Annotated in this window: 13 protein-coding genes and 1 pseudogene; 11 read left to right on the top strand and 3 right to left on the bottom strand. The window is 54.8% G+C overall.

Translation table 11 applies throughout. The features are described 5' to 3' along the window. Window positions 1-821 precede the first annotated feature (821 nt). From HMPREF9156_RS0100795 to HMPREF9156_RS0100840, 11 genes and pseudogenes are all read left to right on the top strand, one after another. The gene (locus HMPREF9156_RS0100795; RefSeq protein ID WP_007148039.1) at window positions 822-1,457 is read left to right on the top strand and encodes a DUF4916 domain-containing protein; all 636 of its coding nucleotides are present in this window, start codon (window positions 822-824) and stop codon (window positions 1,455-1,457) included. Then, the gene (locus HMPREF9156_RS0100800) at window positions 1,457-2,461 is read left to right on the top strand and encodes an alpha/beta fold hydrolase (RefSeq protein WP_007148040.1); all 1,005 of its coding nucleotides are present in this window, start codon (window positions 1,457-1,459) and stop codon (window positions 2,459-2,461) included. Before HMPREF9156_RS0100795 ends, HMPREF9156_RS0100800 begins: the two co-directional genes overlap by 1 nt. Before the next feature lie 464 nt (window positions 2,462-2,925). Next, window positions 2,926-3,297 carry a glycine cleavage system protein GcvH gene (gcvH, locus tag HMPREF9156_RS0100805; protein WP_231198121.1) on the top strand — a complete coding sequence of 124 codons (372 nt, stop codon included), beginning with the start codon at window positions 2,926-2,928 and terminating at the stop codon, window positions 3,295-3,297. After that, window positions 3,272-4,858, top strand: a complete 1,587-nt coding sequence (locus tag HMPREF9156_RS06795) for an App1 family protein (protein ID WP_007148042.1) — start codon at window positions 3,272-3,274, stop codon at window positions 4,856-4,858. Before gcvH ends, HMPREF9156_RS06795 begins: the two co-directional genes overlap by 26 nt. Window position 4,859: 1 nt before the next feature. Beyond that, window positions 4,860-7,391, top strand: coding sequence for a S9 family peptidase (locus tag HMPREF9156_RS0100815; RefSeq protein ID WP_007148043.1), 2,532 nt, complete (start codon window positions 4,860-4,862; stop codon window positions 7,389-7,391). Window positions 7,392-7,445: 54 nt separating this feature from the next. Further along, on the top strand, window positions 7,446-8,993 hold the full coding sequence (locus HMPREF9156_RS0100820) for a lipoate--protein ligase family protein (protein ID WP_007148044.1): 1,548 nt from the start codon (window positions 7,446-7,448) through the stop codon (window positions 8,991-8,993). 125 nt (window positions 8,994-9,118) lie between these two features. Continuing rightward, a pseudogene (locus HMPREF9156_RS07355) lies at window positions 9,119-9,382 on the top strand (ribosome maturation factor RimM); the annotation flags it as partial. Further along, the gene (locus tag HMPREF9156_RS07375) at window positions 9,374-9,907 is read left to right on the top strand and encodes a hypothetical protein (protein WP_457851264.1); all 534 of its coding nucleotides are present in this window, start codon (window positions 9,374-9,376) and stop codon (window positions 9,905-9,907) included. The pseudogene HMPREF9156_RS07355 and the gene HMPREF9156_RS07375, both read left to right, overlap by 9 nt. 103 nt (window positions 9,908-10,010) lie before the next feature. Then, window positions 10,011-10,979, top strand: a complete 969-nt coding sequence (gene trmD, locus HMPREF9156_RS0100830; RefSeq protein WP_007148046.1) for a tRNA (guanosine(37)-N1)-methyltransferase TrmD — start codon at window positions 10,011-10,013, stop codon at window positions 10,977-10,979. A gap of 793 nt (window positions 10,980-11,772) precedes the next feature. Next, the gene (rpsP, locus tag HMPREF9156_RS0100835) at window positions 11,773-12,288 is read left to right on the top strand and encodes a 30S ribosomal protein S16 (RefSeq protein WP_007148047.1); all 516 of its coding nucleotides are present in this window, start codon (window positions 11,773-11,775) and stop codon (window positions 12,286-12,288) included. A 2-nt stretch (window positions 12,289-12,290) separates the two neighbouring features. Beyond that, on the top strand, window positions 12,291-12,524 hold the full coding sequence (locus tag HMPREF9156_RS0100840; protein ID WP_007148048.1) for an RNA-binding protein: 234 nt from the start codon (window positions 12,291-12,293) through the stop codon (window positions 12,522-12,524). Between the two features lie 444 nt (window positions 12,525-12,968). Here the strand turns inward: HMPREF9156_RS0100840 and HMPREF9156_RS0100850 are convergent, their stop codons facing one another. The 3 genes from HMPREF9156_RS0100850 to cysS form a co-directional block, all read right to left on the bottom strand. Continuing rightward, complete coding sequence (locus HMPREF9156_RS0100850) at window positions 12,969-14,141, bottom strand: endonuclease/exonuclease/phosphatase family protein (RefSeq protein WP_007148050.1); 1,173 nt, start codon at window positions 14,139-14,141, stop codon at window positions 12,969-12,971. A 223-nt stretch (window positions 14,142-14,364) separates the two neighbouring features. After that, on the bottom strand, window positions 14,365-15,993 hold the full coding sequence (gene ffh, locus HMPREF9156_RS0100855) for a signal recognition particle protein (protein ID WP_007148051.1): 1,629 nt from the start codon (window positions 15,991-15,993) through the stop codon (window positions 14,365-14,367). Window positions 15,994-16,025: 32 nt separating this feature from the next. Beyond that, the gene (gene cysS, locus HMPREF9156_RS0100860) at window positions 16,026-17,762 is read right to left on the bottom strand and encodes a cysteine--tRNA ligase (protein WP_029246293.1); all 1,737 of its coding nucleotides are present in this window, start codon (window positions 17,760-17,762) and stop codon (window positions 16,026-16,028) included. Window positions 17,763-17,793 lie beyond the last annotated feature (31 nt).

Here is a 17,793-nt window from a genome sequence, read left to right on the forward strand (position 1 = left end):
GCATTGGATTTGGGGAAGAGCGGGTCTGAGGCGGGGCGATAGGCCATGCCAGGCTGGAAGATGCGCGGCGGCGGTCAGATGGGAATCAGGCAGAGATGTTAGCGGGTACGTAGGGTGGGCAGGGGCAGCAGGAGGAGATAGGAAGGGAAACAGGAGGGTGTTAATGACCCGAGTGGGTGGGGACTGCCTCACCCAACTCGAAGATACATTTTGGTGATGGTTGGATATTCAATGATCCCGGTATCGTAAATACGTTTTAGGTGAGTTGGAGGAAAGGTGAGTTGAAGAAGAGGTGAGTTGTAGGCGAGATAAGTGGGGGGAGGAATAAGTCGGAGGAGAGATGAGCGGGGAGGGTGAGTTGAAAAGAGGGCCGATAACGGTGTGCAGGTAGTAGATGAGAGAGGTGAGTAGGGAGGCGCGAGTTGAAGAGAGGGGCGAATGGGGAGGGGTAAGTAGAAGGGGCGAGGGGAGTATGCGAGTAGGTGAACGGATGGGAAGATGGTACAGAGGGAGAAATCGTAGATAAGTACGCAGCCACGTATGTTTCGGGGATGAGGCCAGAGGAGGAACGGTGATGAGGAAAGAGATATGAGGAGGAAACAGAGGGAAAGCCAAACGTCAGAGACGTATCGCTGCAACGTATATGGTAAGCAGGGACGGTACCGCAACAGCGGCATACGTGATAACGGCATAAGTAAGGATAGGCAGGAAAGTCAGGGACGTCCAATTTCCCGGGCTATGGATCCAGATTTTGCTGTATTCTGTTTTGCCTCACGTTATCTTTGCTGCACGTTATCAGCTGGACAGGGCATAATAAGGATATGCCAGTTTTGAATGATGAGATCCCGGATCCCGGTGATTTTGATGCCGGCCGTGACCGGAGCGGTTTTGGCGGTGACTCCCCCAACGATTTCATTCATGGGATGGGAGGTTCTAATCCGCCGGGCTGGCTTGCTAAGGATGAGATAGACGGTATCCGCAGGGAGGTGCCCATCCCTTATGTCATCGTAGTGCCGGTGCGAACGGATGACCTCGGCCGCATCCGGCAGGTCGGGACGCTTCTTTGCGCCAATGACGATAACGATGTAGCCCTGAGACGGACTCTGATATCAGGGCGTATCCTTTACCATGAGTCGATCAGGGAAACGATTGCCCGCAATATTTCAAAAGATCTGGGGGATCTTACACTCTCATTCCTGCCTCCCACGATACAGCCTTTTACCGTTGCGCAATTCTTCCCGACGCCGGGCTTCTCAGATTATTATGATCCCCGGCAGCACGCAGTAGCTTTATGCTACATTATCCCAATAGACGGCGATGTGAAGCCGCAGGATGAGACATTAGATGTGGAATGGTCCGATCCGGCCGATGCCCTGAAACCGGAGTTCCTCCGCCAGCTGGCCCACGGTATGGATCACATACTTGTCCAGGCACTCAGCGGAAGCGGGATGCTGTGATGGCCGGCCACGATAATACGCTGTCCCGCCGCAGCAGCGCTGCGCCGAGGACGGATACCGCAGCTGCAGGGCATGGGGACAGCAGTGCAGTCGTGGATCCGTACGGTCAGGCTGAAGGAATCATGGCTGCCATGCCTGATGACATGGAAATAGTGACTTCTGTATACCGTGAGGGAAACAAGGGCTATATACCCGTTGTGCTGCTTCACGCTTTTCCGGTAGACCATCGTGTATGGGACAGATGCGCCCAGGAACTGATCCGCATCTCGGAAGAGGAGCATGAAAACTATCCGATCTTCGCTCCTGATATGCCCGGCGCAGGCATGAGCCCGCTCCCTGAGCCAGGCTTGACAGGTCCCGTGGGTGAAGATGGGTCATATCCTGAGGCCTGCAGCAGGCTTGCCGCTTCCATTGTCATGGCCATTAAAGATATGGGCTATGACCGGGCAGTATGGGTCGGGATTTCCATGGGAGGCTATCTTGCGCTGGCTATCCAGCGGCTGTTCCCTGAATCTGTAGTGGGATTCGTCCTGTGCGATACACGCGCGGAAGAAGATGCCCCTGAAGCGCGTGCCGGACGGCTGGGCATTGCGTCTGAGGCTTTGGAAAGCCATTCAGTCAGCCCCGTCCTGCATTTTGCGCGGCCTCAGAAGGGTGATTCAGCGTTTAAGCAGTCGGCGGAATTCGTTGATACATTTACCCAGTGGATTGATGAGCAGAGCCCCGCAGGGCTGGCCTGGCGTGAACGCATGGCCGCCGGCCGCCGCAATGAGGTTGCTACGCTGTCTTCGGTCACGGCTCCGGCTGCAGTGGTCAGCGGGGAACTGGACAGATCCAGCGGACCATCTGTTATGAGGCCTGTCGCCGAGGCGATGGTGCATGCAGATGTGAAGTTTTATGAGATCAGGGATTCCGGGCATTTCTCCTGCTTTGAAAAGCCGCAGGAAGTAGCTCTGGCCATTGAGGATGTAGCCCGGCGGGCTTCACAGACGGTTCGGCGGTAAGAGGGTGCCTGGCTGCTGCGTCAGCCAGGTTATACCTTCAGCATCTATTGATTTATGGTTTATGGTGATACGTATGGATGGGGGAAAGCCTGCACGGCAAATTCTATGATTTACTATGTATGTGCGTATGCGCAGCACCTCACGTGAAGTGCGGGCAGCATAAACTGTACAGGCTGTACAGATTGCAGAGTACCGGCAAAACAGTAGGGGAGCCGCATAAAATAGTTAAAATAGTACAATATAGAATAAAAAGGATAAAAGGCAGATTAAAGATTAATCTGAAAGACAACAGTATACGCATGGGAGATATGGACATGGACAGCAACGAGATTGGTTTTGATACCGGCAGCGCCACAGACGGAGGCGTTGATCCGTTCGGCAGTCCCTCCGCTGACAGCGGAGCGAGGGCAGGCCGGACCGGTATAAGGACGGGGAAATCAGGGAATACAGCGGACAGTATAGACATGCCCGAAGAGCTCAGCTATTCTGAAGACCATGTATGGGTTGATACTTCTGTGTCCCCGGCAGTCCTTGGGATCACGGCATATGCGGCAGATAAGATGGGGAGCCTGGTCTATATTGATTTTCCGGCGGAAGGCGACCATGTCCGGGCCGGCGATGAGGCCCTTGAGGTTGAATCTGCTAAAGCTATTTCCCCGGTGCCGGTCCCGGTAGATGGGACTGTCCGATATATAAACAATGCAGCCGATGAAGACCCTGAAATAGTGAATAATGATCCTTACGGCGAGGGCTGGCTGATAAAAATCGAGTTAGATGATGATGAGCCTGAACTTTTAGACAGTGAGCAATATGCAAAAATCGTCAAAAAACAGTAATCTGGCTGACACGAGCAGTTTTCGTCGCAGGCGGCAGAAGAGGGACCGTACAGACCTTGCGGGCTGCGTATCTGCCTGCCTGAGACGTGCCGCGCACCCGCACCGCCAGGCACGGTGCCGCATGGAGTGGGACAGGGCACAGGCGTTCATGGACCCTGTGAGTATGGTGCAGCGCCGGTTTGTGGCAGCACGGAAAGGATACAGGTACAGCCTGCGGAGCTCACAGCGGCGTAAGGAGAATCTGCGCGAGGCTGGGGCGTATGCTGCGCAGGAGCGTCTGCAGGGAGCCGCTGAGCCTCCTGCCGATACGATGGAGACGATCCCGATTATTGTCAGGCGCTCTTCTACAGTGGTGGACGCTCCATCTTCAAGGGAGCTGCTGCGGCAAAGGACGCTGTCATCCCGGGCTGCCCAGAGCCTTGTGACGCTGGGATTTGATATGTGGCAGGCAGTCGCCAGCACAATCGCTGCATACATTGGCTGGAAGCCGCGCGTTGCGCCTTATGTAGGGTATGGGACTACGCGGTACGTGCGGCTTATCTGCCGGACTGTGCTGGGAATGCGCCGTCTGGCCCCGGCCGGGACGGTCTCCCTGGGCATCCGCAATATGCTTATGATCCCCGCCCCCCATACCCAGGTTCGTATGACGATTGACGGGGTGCCGGTGCATACTGCGCAGGTAGGCAATTCTGAGGCCTTTGAACCGATAGGCGGTACGGAAGAGCTGAAAGGCGATTCCATTTACAGCGACAGCAAAGGGTATCTCGATCTCCTGGCCCGCAGGCGCCTTAAGACAGGGGAGCATCAGGCGTCTTATAAAGTCCGGGGCCGCCAGTCAGTCGAAGCCCCTGTCTATATCTTCCCTGTAACAACCCGGGTAGGGATCATTTCTGATGTTGATGACACTATCCTGGTTTCCCAGGTAACATCAATTTTCAAGGCGGTCTATAATTTTTTGCTCCGCAGCCCCAACGAACGCGCCTCAGTGCCAGGCATGGCCGTGCTGTATGCCAGGATCAGGGATATGTTCCCCGACGCACCGTTTTTCTATCTGTCAACATCGCCGTGGAATGTTGAAACGACGATCCGCAGTTTTATTGAACGGTATGGTTTCCCCAAGGGGCCTATGCTTCTGCGTGATCTTGATCCCAGGCCGAAAACCTTTATCCCCAGCGGAGTCCAGCATAAACTCGAATTCGTCGAGCAGCTTATGAGCGATTTTCCCCGTATGAAATTTATCCTCTTTGGGGATGACGGGCAGCGGGACCCTACGACTTATGCCCGCCTGACGCATATGTATCCCGGACGTATCATTGCTATTGGGATCCGCCAGCTGAGCAGGGAGGAAACGACCCTCCAGCAGAAGCTCAATCTAGGCACCCCTGAGGCACCCGCGCCGGATGTACCCGTTTTTTACGGGCCTACAGGAGCCAGCCTTATGAGGTCAATGATCCCGTATCTGCAGGAAGCTGTAAAGCCTGCAAAAAAGGCCCCCAAAGGCAGGAGCAGGAATAGGAGTAGAGACAGGGGAAACGGACAGGAAAAACGAAAGCAGGACTGATATGGATTTTTTGGACCCTCCGCAGCCCCAACGGATAAAGCATATCCGTGATATTCACGGTGAAACCTTTACAGATTACTATGAATGGCTCAGGAATAAAGATTCGCAGAATGTGCAGTCGTATGTAGCAGCTCAGGATGCTTACGCGGACAAGCGCCTGGAAAAGGTAAAACCGCTGGCATCTGCCCTTTTTGACGAGCTGAAATCACACGTGGAAGAAAATGACATGTCAGTCCCCGTGAGGCTTTTCGGCTACTGGTATTTTACACGGACACAGGAGGGCAGGCAGTATGGGATATCCTGCCGGGTGCCGGTGAAATCCGGCAGCGACTGGGATCCTCCGCGTATTGAACCCGGCAATAACACCCCGCTGGATGGCGAGGAAATTATTTTTGACGCGAACAGGGAAGCACAGGGGCATGATTTTTTCCGCACTGGCGGGATAGACCTCAGTGACGATGGCCGCTGGATGCTGTATCTGGTGGATACCAGGGGTGATGAGCGGTACGACTGCTATGTGCGTGATCTGGCGAGCGGCCGGCAGATGCCTGATACGATCCGCGGCATCAGCTCGAATGCGTGCTTTACGCCTGACGGGCAATGGATATTCTATACGCGGGTCAACGATGCATGGAGGCCGGATTCCGTCTGGCGGCATCGTATGGGTACTGATACCACTGAGGACAGGGAGGTCTTCCATGAAGATGACGGCCGTTTCAACTGCGGTGTAGGACTTTCTTTTGATGAATCGCTGATTGTTATTGAGTGCAGCTCAAAAACTACCAGCGAAGTGCATTTCCTTGATGTCGGGGACCCCGAAGGGGAGTTTTCCACTTTTATTCCGCGCAGAGATGGCGTGGAGTATGATGTCAGCTTTGCCAAATTCGAGGATGCCAGGGAGATCCTGCGGGAGCAGGTTCAGGCTGCCCGTCTTTCGGGAGCCGGGAAGGACAGTATACGGCTTGCTGAGCTGGCTGAGGGGATCAGGACTGATGAAGAAGGCAATATACCTGTTGCGGTTGTTGTCCATAATGTGTATGACCCGAATTTCCAGATAGATATTATCAATATGCTTGAAAAGCAGCCTCCCTATACTTTGGGGGATGGGACATGCATTGCGCGGGGCAGCGATTACGGCTGTGAAAAGGCTGAAGCAGAGCATCGCAGGATTCCTGTGGATACGCCGTACAGCGATGCAGTGAATCCTGGGATACTGCAGTCGGCGCGCGGCCTGGCTATTGGCGGCCTGGGGGTGTACAGGCATTTTGTGACTCTTGCTTACCGTTCGTCCGGCCTGCCCCATATAGCTGTTGAAATAAAAGGCTGTGCGCTTGCTGATTATGTGCTTGGCCGGCAGTGGGGCTTCACGGAACTTACAGGCCAGGACCCCCATGCGCTGTATTCTGTTGATTCAACGGGGAACCCTTCCTATGAAGCACCTACTCTTCGGTACAGTTTCACCAGCTACGTGCATCCTGCACAGCTGCGTGCTTATGACCCTGCTGCCGGGAAAGATACCCTGCTGAAAGCGGCATCCGTTAAAAACTACAATGAAGAGGAATATGCTGAGCGCCGTATCTGGGTGCGTGTACGGGACGGCGAGAAAGTACCCGTGTCGCTTACGTGGAAACGCGGCCTGGTCCCCGCAATGGATGAGGCATGCGACAGGGATGGGCGTCCGCTGGGCTTAGGCATGACAGACTATGTTCTTGATGCCCCAGGAATAGAAGAAGCCCAGAAAGCTGCAGCCAGAGTGTGGGGTGCAGCATCGGCAGCGCCGACGGCAACAGCGGCACCGATGTTTATCACGGCATACGGCTCTTACGGTATAAGCTGCGATCCTGGATTTGGCGTGCCGCGCCTGAGTTTCCTTGACCGCGGCGTGCTCCGCGCGGAAGTCCATACGCGCGGCGGCGGGGAAATGGGGCGTGCGTGGTATGAGCAGGGACGGCGTCTGAATAAAATCAATACCTTCAATGATTTCATTGATGTGACTGCTGCGCTGCAGGCCCGGGGATGGGCTTTTCCTGAAACTACTGTTGCCAATGGCGGGTCGGCCGGCGGGCTCCTTATGGGGGCTATAGCGAATAGGGCCCCGTTCCTTTATGCAGGGATAGAAGCAGATGTCCCATTCGTTGATGCGCTGAACTCCATCCTTGACCCGTCCCTTCCGCTGACAGTAACGGAATGGGATGAATGGGGGGATCCGCTGCACGATAAAAATGTATATGGCTATATGCGTGCGTATACCCCTTACGAGAATGTCGCTTCTGCGCGGGAGCGTTCCGAGCTTTTCGGCACGCCTCATTTCCCCCGGATTTTCATTACTACATCTATGAATGATACCCGTGTGCTCTATGTGGAACCTTTGAAGTGGCTGTCGCGCCTGCAGGAAGCTGAGGTAGGCGCCGACGCCTTCGCCAGGATCGAAACTGAAGCCGGGCATGGCGGGGTTTCAGGGCGGTATAAGGCTTGGGAACAGGTATCCCTTGAAAACGCATGGTGCTTGGCTGCCATGGGTATCAGAAAATGAGCCGCGGGTATCCAGCTGCCGGCACAGCCCTGCCCGCTCGGGGAGGAGAGGCTGATGGCTGACCGGTATGAGGCGCATCCATTGCGGGGCGAGTACAAAGAGCATGGCGGCAAGCTTGTCGCCGTAGAAATACTGCTACCATATCCTCCCGATGGTGCGGGTAACGGCGATCCCGTTAATGGGACTTTCAATAACGGGATCAATGGGACTGAGGGTACTGGCCCGGGCATGCCCGGAAGCCCTGCCGGGTGTGCAAGGCCTGTCGGATATGGCAGCCCCGCTGGCCCTGATCCCGGCCTTGATCCTAACCCTGAGGGTATGGGCGTCAGTATTGACGGTGATTTCTTTATTGATGGGACTGACGAACCCGAAAAAGTACTGGCAAGCCTTTCGCATACTGTGAAGGATTGCCTTATAAGGCTCCTGCCTGATCCGGACTCGGCCGCGCTCCGCCAAGATGCCGTAGAGAGGCTGGGGTCAACCCTGAATGAGTGGGCTGCGCAGGGAGTCTGTATGACAGGCATAAGCGCTGACGGGTTGCTGGAGGCATTGCTTGCAGCCCTTGCCGGAAGGGGGCCTGCCCATATCAATGGCGGAGGATCCGGTTCCTCCGGTCCCCGTGGCCTCCACCAGCTGAGCCCTTCAGGAGATTCTTCCTCTGCCTGGTCCAGTACTGCAGGGAATGCCGGCTCTGATGCTGCTGGTACTGTCAGCCCTGCCAGTACTGATATTCTTACTGATACTGATCTTCCTGCCGGTACTGCCATCACCGAACCTCACCTTCCTGCCCAACTTCCTGTTGCGGCCGATCCCCGCTGGCAAAAGCTTGACCTGTCTGTGATACGCGACCCCCAGCCCCTTGCCCCATCAATGCAGATGGCCATAGACGAATCGTTTGCGCTGGCTGTTGCCGATGGGACACAGGGGCCTGTCTTCCGTTTCTGGCAGTGGGCGTCAGATGCTGTTGTTATAGGCGCACACCAGTCCTTTAGCCATGAGGTCCGTAAAGAGGCCGCTGCAGAAAATGGGTTTACTGTGGTGCGGCGGGTGACAGGCGGCGGTGCAATGTTTATCCAGCCCGGCAACACGATCACTTATTCGTTGTATGTGCCGCTGTACTTCGTGGAAGGTATGGGCATAGAGGCCTCCTATGAATACTGCGACCGCTGGGTTATCGAAGCCCTCCGGAGCCTCGGGGTAGATGCCAGATACAGGCCAGTCAATGATATCGAATCGTCCGGCGGGAAAATCGGGGGAGCTGCACAGCGCCGGTTCCGCTCGCAAAAAGGCGGTCCGGGCTGCCTCCTCCATCATGTAACGATGGCTTACGATATCAATGCGCAGCTTATGAGTGAAATACTTAATATTTCTGCCAAAAAAAGTGCTGACAAGGCTGTGAAATCTGCACTGAAACGTGTCGATCCCCTGAGATCCCAGACTGATCTCACCAGGCAGCAGATCATTGATTATTTCGAGCATTCCCTTCTTGAAGCCCTTCCTCTGGCGGATTATGCTGGTATCCAGCCAAATATCCTTAACATGGCCAGACAGCTGGATCAGGATAAGTATTCCGATCCCCGATGGCTCCGCTGTATCCCTTAATCCCTTGAGGTATCGCTGTTTTACCTGTATCCTGTGCTTGTTCACGGCACTTCGGTAGCATAGGGGTTATGACGAATCGTACCGGGCAGGATAAGGATAATGTTCTTCAGCATAACGGCGGTTCCCTGCGGGGCAGCAGCCTTCCGACGAGCGGCCTTCTGCGGGTCTGCCGTATCGGGCGGGCTCAGGGGCTTAAAGGCGAGGTAAATGTGCAGGTTTTTACTGATACCCCTGAAACGCGCTTTGCCGCAGGGTCCGTACTGGCTGATGGAAGCGGGAAACTGTATGCGGTTGAACGGTCAAGGACTTTTAAGGACCGCTGGATAGTGAAATTCGCGGATATCAATGATCGCAATGCATCGGAGGGGCTTAAAGGGACAGTGCTGTTCATAAAGGAATCCGCTGGCAAATCTACCGGCACAGGATCCGGCAGCACTCTTCTCCCTCTTAATGGGGCTGCTACGGACATGCCCGGTGTTCCCCTTGCTTCTGATGCGCCTGGTGCTTCTGGCAGATCCCCTGCTGCGGCAGACAGCCTCCCGCTCTCCAATACCGGCAGCGACCCGGCTGATGAGGATGGCGGGGACGATAAAATTGGCAGGGATGCCGGTAGCGATAATGATGGATGGTATCCCGATGAGCTGATCGGCTGTGAAGTACTGCAGGTCAATGACCATGCTGAAGCGCTTGCGGCAGACTATGACGGGGTGGATGCGCATACTGTCGGGAAGATCGCCGGCGTCAGCCTCAATGGTCCGCAGACTCTTATTGAGGCGGAGCTGAACGGTGATGATGCCCCGGAGTATAAAGGCAAACATGTGCTGATCCCGTTTGTTGAAGAGATCGTCCCGATTGTTGACCCTGCCGAGGGATATATTCTTATTGATCCCCCTGAAGGGTTATTTGACCTATAAACTTATAAAGGCGCTGTTCGGCTTGCAAAAATGTAAATACGGCACGATATAACAGGATGCAGCAAGAAATCAAGAAGTATGGCACAACTTGGCAGGAAATAATATGGATATCAGCATTATTTCAGTTTTTCCGGAATATTTCGATTCGATGCAGCTGAGCCTGCTGGGGAAGGCGCAGGCTAGTGGGATTGTGCGGATACAGACATTTGATCTGCGGGACTGGACCCATGATGTGCACAGATCAGTGGATGATACTCCGGTCGGCGGAGGCGCAGGTATGGTGATGAAGCCTGAAGTCTGGGCTGAGTGTCTGGATGATGTGCTCGGGACTTCCGGTGCCCCCGCTGGACTTTCCTCACACCCTGAGCTGTCTGATTCTGCTGCCGTGTCTGCTTCTGATCCTGACTCCGCTTGTGCGTCCGCCGGGCCTTCCTCGCCGGGCCTTCCTCGCCGGGCCTCGCCGGGCCTCGCCGGGCCTTCCTCGCCCGCCTCCGCCGGATCGGATTCCTCCTCTTCCGCCGGTGCCCCGTCCACGCTGATCTTTCCGAACCCCTCGGCACCGCTGTTTACGCAGAAAGATGCTGAGGAACTGTCTCATAAGGGGCATCTGGTTTTTGGCTGCGGCCGCTACGAGGGTTATGATGCGCGCATCCCTATGTATTATCAAGGCCGTGGGCTGGATGTGCGGGAGTATTCAATAGGTGATTATGTCCTTAATGGCGGTGAAGTTGCGGTGAGCGTGATGGTGGAGGCTATTACGCGCTTGATTCCCGGTTTTATGGGGAACTCAGATTCTATTGTTGAGGAGTCGTACTCCGGCGAGGATGGGCTTTTGGAGTATAAACAGTACACGAAACCGTCACAATGGCGTGGGCTGGATGTGCCTGAGGTATTGCTCAGCGGGGATCATGCGAAAGTTGGCCGGTACCGGCGTGATGAATCCCTGGAACGGACTTCCAGTATCCGCCCCGATATTATTGCGAGGCTTGATTGCAGCGTTTTGGATAAGGCCGATCGTAAAAAACTCACTGACCTCGGGTGGGATGTGTCGAGGGCTCATCCGCAGCGCTAACGTCCATTAAAATACTGCCGGACAGTGATATGCGGCGGTAACGTGCTGTGAAGCGGCGTGTTATGGCAATGTTGCCAGATCGTTGCTCTGGTTGTTTTGGGCTGTTTCTCTTCTCCAGTTGTTCCTCGGGCCGTTTCCCTATCCGTTTCCCCGGTCATGTTTTCTGTCGCTTTCTCCGGCCGTATCTCTGGTTATTCTTCGCCCCGCCTCACCCAACGCAGAGATATGAAATGGATTTCGATTGTTTCCGCGGTTCCGATAAAAGTATCTGCGGGTTGGGTGAGGCAGAGTGGAAAGCTGGGCAGGGAGGCGGGGCTGGGTACCTGAGAAGTATCCGGCGTTGATATCAGATCAGCGGTTCTTTGGTTTGTGCCCATGATCCGCTTTCAGATTGTAAGCAGGAGGATGATATATCTCGCGGCGTGTGGTAGCGATGTTCTCCGTTTATATTTTGACGGATATCGTACCGCCTCCCGCTCGACGCTCCCTCGCCTGATACCTGCTCACCCAACCCGCAGATATATTTTGTAGTTATAAGAGCCTGGGCCGGTTGCCATTTTGTATCTGCGAGTTGGGTGAGCCGTGCTGCGGCGGGCTACAGTAAGCCAGGCATTCTACCCGGAAAGACTGGCATGTAGCGGCAGAAAATCCACGAGTACTCCTATAATTGACTTTTGTTATCGCGCCTGAGGGGGCCCTCAAAACCTGATGGCGTGGGTTCATGCATGTGACACGGATTATGCCCCACATAGTCAGCGGCATGTGCGCCCCGAAAGATACAAGGAGAGCCATTTTGGCAACACGTATTCGTTTAAAGCGTATGGGTAGGAAGTTTTATGCTTTCTATCGCGTAGTAATTGCTGATTCGCGTAAAAAGCGCGATGGCAAGGTGATCGAACAGATCGGCATATACGATCCGAACAAGCAGCCGTCGCTGATCCAGATAGATTCTGAGCGGGCACAGTACTGGCTTGGTGTAGGCGCTCAGCCTTCCGAACCTGTTGTAAAGCTGCTCAAGATCACGGGAGACTGGCAGAAGTTCAAGGGTCTTCCCGGTGCTGAGGGCACGTTGAAGACCGCGGAAGATGGTCCTGATGCAGAAGCACGCATTAAAGCTGCCGATGATAAGGCACAGAAGCTTAAAGCTGCGAAGTCCGAAGCTAAGGCTAAAGCTGAGGAAGAAGCTAAAGCTGCAGCAGAGGCAGCGGCGAAGGAAGCGGAATCGTCTGAATCTGAGGCTGAGGCTGAGACAGCCGACAGTTCTGCCGAATCCGCAGAAGAATCTTCATCTGAGGAAAAGGCTGAGTAGATATGCTTACTGAGGCGATTGAACATCTGATTCGCGGTATAGTTGATTTCCCCGATGACGTGTCGGTCCGGTCATATCAGAATCAGCGAGGCGAACTTATCCGCGTCCGCGTCAACTCTGAAGATATCGGCCGTGTTATTGGGCGCCACGGGCGCACAGCTACAGCGATCCGCACAGTGATCCAGGCGATTGCCGATCACAGTGTCCGCGTTGATATTATGGATGCGCGACCGTAATAAGCATTAATAAGCATTAAATTTCTGCGGGGCAGGCCTGTTTCAGGTCTGTCCTTTATTTATTGATCTGTATCTGTATAGATGTAGAGGAGACCCGGTATTTATAGGCAGGAGTACGGGTAGGGGAGGAAGGGCATAAGGAGGGGGAGGGGGGCACTATAGATGCTTATATTGAAGGAGGGGCTGCCGGCCGATGCCGGCAGGACAGGCAGCCGAATAGACACATATTCAAGCAATTGGTTATCCGGGCAGCCGGTTATTTTTGGGGATTTCCGGGCAGTTGGGCAGCACGGCAGCAGGATAGCCAGTCATGTAACCATGCGGATGCTTTTGTGTGTGGGAGAGGCGTGAAAAGCACTTCCAATGTTGAACGCATTGTATCAGCATGATATTTTTGTGTGTGGACAGGGCATGAAAAGCACTCCCGCCAGTTATCCTACTAAGTTACCCTACGATCAGTGTTGAGACAAGGGCACGGTGATCCGTCCGCGGTATAACCAGCGATTTGACGGTGGCTGCCCGGACAGGGCCCGAGTAAAGCACGTGATCTATCTCAATCAGTGACGGCACCAGGGGCCAGGAGGCTGGGAAGGTGGGGTGCATCCCTTTATGGAGGTTGTAGGAAGCATCAGTCAGCCCGCTGCTGAGGATATTGCGGAAAACAGAGTGATGGATCCCGGAGTTCATATCTCCGGCAATTACAGTAGCTTCAATATGGGTGGAAATACCGAGGGAAGGATTATTGACCTGCGCGAAGCTTTTCAGGGCATTTATGCTGTTCCGCCATGATTCGCCGCCGCGCTGGGGCGATTTTGGATGGGTGCTGCCGAAAAGGATGTTATGCCCGTTAACGGATACTACGGCTGTCGGTATTTGGGAAGATTCGGACTGGACCGATTTATCATGCTGCTCGGCAGGCTGTTTACGTGTCCAGACAGCATTGAAGCCGCCGTTGTCCCGACTGGTTTTTGCGCCGGACTGCAGGAAGGGGAGCTCATCTGAGATCCCGGCGGCTCCCATACGGTCAATGAAAGAATCGGTTGCCTCCTGAACGCACAGTACATCAACGTGGTTCGTTTTAATGGCCTGTACGATGCTTCCGGTGTCCGCCTGCCCATAGCGCGCATTTATAGTCATCACGGTTACGGCTGAGGGGTTGCTCAGCGAGCTTGCTTCCGAACCGGGGGCCCCGTCAGATACCGCATTTGATGCTGTCTGCCGGGGCAGCGCCAGGATCTGGTTCAGGGACTGGGGGATCTCAGTAAAATAACCGATCGACCATACGATTTCAATAGCGATCAGAAAGAAAGAGACCAGGGATTGCCCCCACGAACGCCGTGCGAGTGCAATAGCAAGGATGACCAGCAGCGGTACGATCAGCAGGGGGATAAGGGCAGTTGCTTCGGGTACTGGCCTAAGGTAGCTGAAACGCTCAGGCAAAAAGTGCAGGCACATCCATAAAACAATAATGATAAGAAGTATCCACAGAATCATAGAGCTCTTTTTCCTTTTTCTTGATTTCTTCCCGGATGAACGTTTGGAAGCCTCGGATGGATTGTAGCTGTTATAGTATTGCGCTGTGCTTGATGCGGAAGAGTTTCCCTGTTGAACAGCCATTATCCTCCTTAATTTGTGGACAGTATGGTGGCCTGCGGTAACTGCCTTGGATGCCGTGGATGTTTTTGGATAACACGGGCATCTCAATGCCTCAGATACCCTGGAGCTCCGGGCATCTCAGGCGCCTCCGAGGCCCCTGAGTATCCAGGAATCCTGTATCCCTCCATGATTCCCCGCAGATATGCAGAAAGGTAAGAGCCTGGAGGCCTCTTTTCCATGAGGCTCAGGTGAGCCCGGGGATATTGAGGTTACCAAGATTGCCCAGATCAACGTTGTCAAGATCCTGCCCAAGCCCTGTGCCCAATCCGCCTGGGAGCTGGCCGGGCTGCGGTTTCTTCATGAAAGAAGACCCGCTGCCGCCTTTATGCCCGCCGAGTTTTTCCCTCAGGGCTTTTTCCTCAGCTTCACGTTTCATGGGGTTCCCTGAACGCCCTGACTTGTTCCGGTTCTTTTTCTTATTCTTTTTGTTCTTACGCGGGGAATTGCTATTGCCTATACCCGGCATACTGCTGCCTGACATCCGCTTCATCATTTTTGCGGCCTGGCTGAACCGGTCAAGAAGCCCGTTTACTGCTGATACTGTGACGCCAGAACCGTAAGCAATCCGTGCCCTGCGGCTTCCGTCCAGTATCTGCGGGTTGCGGCGTTCCTCGGGCGTCATGGAATGGATAATAGCCTCAGTGCGGTCGACCTCCTTTTCATCGAACTGGTCGATCGCCTGCCGGTACTGCGACATACCCGGTATCATACCCAGGAGTTTCTTCATCGAACCAAGCTGCCGCACCTGCTGAAGCTGGCTTAGGAAATCATCCAGGCCGAAAGTGCCCTCGGCCATTTTTTCTGCAGCTTCGCGGGCTTCCTGCTCATCAAACTGTTTCTGCGCCTGTTCAATAAGGGTAAGGACATCACCCATGTCGAGGATGCGGGAAGCCATGCGGTCGGGGTGGAAGACCTCAAAATCTTTGAGCCCTTCGCCTGTTGAGGAGAAAAGGATAGGCTTGCCGGTAACTGACGCCACCGACAAAGCGGCACCGCCCCGGGCATCGCCATCGATCTTTGACAGGACGACGCCTGTAAAATCAACACCTTCATTGAAGGCTTCCGCCGTAGCGACAGCATCCTGGCCTATCATGGCATCAATAACGAAAAGGATCTCATCAGGATCAACAGCATCGCGTATATTGCGGGCCTGGCGCATAAGCTCTTCGTCAACGCCAAGACGGCCTGCAGTGTCAATGATCACTGTGTCATAAAGCTTCTGGCGGGCAACGTCGATGGAATCCCTGGCGACTTTGACAGGATCCCCGGCCGCAAGCCCGGCAGGGACGACATCCGAGCTTCCTGACTGTACCCCGGGCTCAGGCGCATAAACCGGCACCCCGGCGCGCTCGCCGACAACCTGGAGCTGGGTCACGGCGTTAGGCCGCTGGAGATCGGCAGCTACAAGCATAGGCGTATGCCCAAGGTCTTTCAGCCAATATCCGAGTTTCCCTGCAAGCGTTGTCTTGCCGGCACCTTGGAGGCCTGCCAGCATGATGATTGTAGGAGGGTTTTTGGCGAAATTAAGGGGGCGGTCTACATTGGCCCCCAGTATTTCGGTCAGCTCATCATTAACGATCGATACTACCTGCTGCGCAGGGTTTAGGGCCTGCGAGACTTCTTCTGCGAGAGCCCTCTCGCGCACCCGCGCAGTAAAGCTTTTGACGACGTCCAGCGAAACGTCAGCGTCAAGAAGCGCACGGCGGATTTCGCGGACCGTACCGTCAATATCTGATTCTGAGAGTTTCCCTTTGGACCGAAGATGCTTGAACGCCCCGGTCAGACGGTCTGTAAGTGAACTAAATGCTGCCATAATCCTTTATTTTAAGATAGAGAGGGGAATTTCTAAAGTTTCCATGCAGGGCCGTGCGGGGTATCTTCAATAATGATACCTGCTTCTGCGAGCATATCGCGAATAGCATCCGCGCGGGTAAAATCCTTGGATTTCCGGGCTTCTTCGCGTTCCCTGAGCTGCGCGGAAACAAGGGCATCCAAAGCCTGTGCAGCCTGTGACGGGGAAGATGCAGGGGAAGGATAAGCTGCCTGCGAAGGAACAGGGGAAGATTCCCGCACGGATGACAGCTGGCCACCGGTGAAGGAAGCAGCGGCTGCAAAACTGTTCCCGCCGGAGAGCCACTGGGGATCCAGAGGGTCTAATCCGAAGGCATCAAGCATAGCCCGCACAGATAGCACCGTATTTTTCAGATCGCTGTTCAGGCTGCCCGGTGTTCCGCTCTCTGACCCCTCCTGGCTGCTGATGCCGGCGGCTGACGCCATGCTGGCCATCAGCGTATTCCCTCTGCGGATCTCGCTGAATATTACTGCGATTGCGCCCGAAACGCTGAAATCGTCATTCATGGCGCGTGTGAAGCTTTCAGGCAAGTCGTCAGCGCCTACGGCAAGCACCTCTTCGCGGGTAGGCCGGACTGCTGCCGCAGCAGCGTGTTCAAGGAAATTCATGATCCGGCTGTATGCGCTTTCGGCTTCCTGCAGTGTTTGAGCGCTCCACTCCAGCATAGACCGGTATTGGACGGCTGCCAGGGCGTACCGGGCGACCCACGGGGTATGGCTGGACAGTATGGATCCGACAGATAAGCCGTTCCCCAGCGATTTGCTCATCTTTTCGCCTTTTTGTGTCACCCATGCAGAATGCATCCAGTGGTGGGCAAATCCCCATCCGGCAGCACGGGACTGTGCCATTTCATTCTCATGATGGGGGAAACGCAGGTCAAGCCCGCCGCCGTGGATATCGAAATCATCGCCCAGATACCGCCTACTCATAGCGGAGCATTCCAGATGCCATCCCGGGCGCCCTGTGCCGAAAGGGGTTTCCCATCGTGCAGTACTGGGGTCTGTATCTTTGGAAGCTTTCCATAAAGCGAAATCACGCGGGTCATGCTTAGCTTCCGACTGATCAGCAGCATCAGCGGGGTTGTATTTATCTTCACCTGAGGCATCTACTGAAGGGCCGAGGGCGTCAGCAACGCGGGCTGCCTCATCAGCTTCCCCTGTCTGCACGCCGCCTTCCTGGTGTGTCAGTGCGCCGTATTCTTTCCACGAGGGTACGTCAAAATATACATTCCCGGAAGGGGTACCGTCAGCGTTAGCGGTTATATAAGCGTGCCCGCGGTCTATGAGCCGTTCAACAAGGCTGACCATATCAGTGATGTGGCCGGTTGCGCGCGGCTCATAAGTGGGCGCAAGGACCCCCAGGGCATTGTAGGCATCTGTGAACTCATCCTCGTAGTAGTGCGCGCGCGCCCACCAGTTCTGGCCTTCTGCGGCCGATCTGTTCAGGATCTTGTCGTCAATATCGGTAACATTGCGTACAAATACGACTTCGTATCCAAGCTTCATCAGCCAGCGGCGGATAACGTCAAAAGCCACACCGGCCCTGAGATGCCCGATATGCGGGGAGCTCTGCACTGTTGCCCCGCACACGTACATAGTGACCTTCCCGGGGACGATAGGTGTAAAATCAACGGTCCCGTGGCGGGCAGTGTCATAGATGCGGATATGCTCCGCTGCCTTCGCGAGTACGGTGTCAGGGTGGATAGTCAAACCATTGGTTGTACTGGCCATAAGCTCAGGGATCCTCTGCTGTTCGTATGTG

Source organism: Scardovia wiggsiae F0424 (genome assembly GCF_000269605.1).
GTDB classification, from domain to species: Bacteria; Actinomycetota; Actinomycetes; order Actinomycetales; family Bifidobacteriaceae; genus Scardovia; species Scardovia wiggsiae.